Here is a 2737-nt window from a genome sequence, read left to right on the forward strand (position 1 = left end):
GCCGCGCGGCGCCGGGTGGCCGTGCTCGGCCCCCGATCGGCGCAATGCGCCGGGAAACCGCTGACACGCCCGCCGCGCTGGGCCACCATCGGGCAGGTGATCGCGCCGCTGTTCAGCCCCGCGTACCTCCACGACCCCCACCCGACCCTGCGCGCCCTGCGCGAGCAGGGGCCGGTGCACCGCTCCGCGCTGCCGACCGGGTTGCCGGTGTGGGTCGTCGTCGACCACGCGTGCGCCCGCGCCGTGCTCGGCGACGAGCGGGTGGCCAAGGACTTCCGGCGACTCGGCGAGATCATGAGCGGCAAGCTGGTCGAGGCCGGGCGGGACCCGAGGCTGTCCGCGCTGTTCCGGGACAACCTGCTGGTCATGGACCCGCCCGACCACACCCGGCTGCGCCGCCTGCTGGCCAGGGACTTCACCGCCCGGCGCGTGGAGCGGCTGCGCCCGGGGGTGGAGGCGCTCACCGCCGAACTGCTGGACGCGCTGCCCACCACCACCGAGGTCGACCTGGTGGAGCGGTTCGCGCTGCCGCTGCCCATGACGGTGATCTGCGAGCTGCTCGGCGTGCCCGAGGACGCCCGGCCGTCGATGCGCCGCTGGTCCCAGGAGCTGATGGGCGAGTCCGGCCAGGCCGACGCGCTGCGGGCGTCCGAGGAGATGCCCGCCTACCTGCGGGAGTTGATCGCCGACCGGCGCGCCCGCCCCGGCGACGACCTGCTGTCCGCGCTCACCCGCGCCGCCGACGACGGGGACCGGCTCACCGAGGCCGAGCTGCCCGGCACCTGCCTGGTGCTGGTGGTGGCCGGGCACGAGACCACCGCGGGGCTGATCAGCTCCAGCGCGGACCTGCTGCTGCGCGAGGACCCGGTGCGCAGGCTCCTCGTGCAGCGCCCCGACCTGACCCGCCGCGCCGTGGACGAGCTGCTGCGGCTGACCAGCCCGGTCGCGATGACCACCGCCCGGTTCACCACCGAGGACGTCGAGGTCGGCGGCACGGTCATCCCGGCGAACGAGATCGTGCTGGTGAGCCTGCCCTCGGGCAACCGCGACGCGGCCCGCTTCCCCGACCCCGACGGGTTCCGGCTCGACCGGGCCGACGGCGGGAACCTCGCGTTCGGCCACGGCATCCACTTCTGCGTCGGCGCGCCGCTGGCCCGCCTGGAGGCCGAGGTGGCGCTGCGCGGGCTGCTGGACCGGTTCCCGGACTTCCGCCGCTGCGGCAGCCCGGACGACCTGGTGCGCAGGCGCTCCCAGACGGTCACCGGCTGGCGTTCGCTGCCCGTGGTGCTCAACCCCTGACTTTCCCCCCGCGCGGCGCCGGGACCGCCGCCGCCGACCACGCCCTCCCCCTTGCCCCACAAGGGAGAACAGCGCCCCCACCGGCCACCCGCGACCCCCGCTTCACCACCTTGTGACCCGGAACGCGGTTTCCCACCCCCTCGTCCTGGGAAAGTGGCCCGCATGAGCAGGACACGGTTTCAGGGGTGGAGGCGCAGGTTCACCCGCATGGTCAAGGGTGGGGAGCGGCGCGAGGTCAACCGGACCGCCAAGCGCGCTTTCGGCTGGGACCGGCTGCGGGACGAGCAGGTCACCGCCATCCGCGAGGTGCTGCGCGGGCGCGACGTGTTCGTCGTCATGCCCACCGGCCAGGGCAAGTCCGGCATCTACCAGGTGCCCGGCCTGCTGCTCGACGGGCTGATCGTGGTGGTCTCGCCGCTGGTGGCGCTCCAGCGCGACCAGGTCGCCCGGCTGCGCGAGGTGGGCGCTCCCCCGGCGTACGCGGTCAACGCCGCCCAGTCCGAAGCGGACAACCGCGAGGCGTGGGAGGCGGTCGAGCGCGGGCAGGCGCGCTACCTGTTCCTGTCGCCCGAGCAGCTGGCCAAGCCCGAGGTGGTCGAGAGGCTCGGCAGGCCCGCGCTGTTCGTGGTGGACGAGGCGCACTGCGTCTCCGCCTGGGGACACGACTTCCGCCCCGACTACCTGCGGCTCGGCCAGGTCGTGGAGACGCTCGGCCGCCCGCCGGTGCTGGCGCTGACCGCGACGGCGGGCTCGGCGGTGCGCGACGACGTGGTGGCGCAGCTGGGGATGCGCGACCCGGTGGTGCAGGTGAGCGGCTTCGACCGGCCCAACCTGAAGCTGGAGGTCCGCGAGTTCGCGGACGACGACGACCGGCGGCGCGCGCTGCTGTCGTGGGTGCGCGAGGCGCAGGGCCCCGGCCTGGTCTACGTGGCCACCCGCAAGGACGCCGAGTCGTACGCGGAGGCGCTGGGCGGCGAGCCGTTCCACGCCGGGATGCGCGCCTCCGAGCGGGTGCGGGTGCAGGACGCGTTCATGGCGGGCGAGGTGGACGTGGTCGTGGCGACCTCCGCGTTCGGCATGGGCATCGACAAGAAGGACGTGCGGTTCGTCGCGCACGCCGCGGCCCCCGGCTCGCTCGACGCCTACTACCAGGAGATCGGCCGGGCGGGCCGCGACGGCGAGCCCGCGCACGCGGTGCTGTTCTTCAGCCCCAAGGACCTCGGTCTGCAGCGGTTCTTCAAGGCCCGCCGCCCGGACCGCGCGGAGCTGGCCACGGTGATGGCGCACGTGCACGGCAAGCCGGGGGTGACCGCCGACGAGGCGGCCGACGCGCTGGAGCTGTCCCGCCGCAAGATCGCCGCGCACGTCGCACTGCTCACCGCGGTCGGCGCGCTGAGCGTGGACGAGGACGGCCTCACCGCCGAGAAGCTGCCGAAGG

2 protein-coding genes are annotated in these 2737 nt (G+C 74.8%); both read left to right on the top strand.

All coding sequences use genetic code 11. The features are described 5' to 3' along the window. Positions 1-96: 96 nt before the first annotated feature. On the top strand, positions 97-1299 hold the full coding sequence (locus ACTUAL_RS17470; RefSeq protein ID WP_440901022.1) for a cytochrome P450 family protein: 1203 nt from the start codon (positions 97-99) through the stop codon (positions 1297-1299). Between the two features lie 207 nt (positions 1300-1506). Continuing rightward, the coding region (locus ACTUAL_RS17475) for a RecQ family ATP-dependent DNA helicase (protein ID WP_440901023.1) at positions 1507-2737 on the top strand (1231 nt) is incomplete at its 3' end.

This window comes from Actinosynnema sp. (assembly GCF_052038725.1).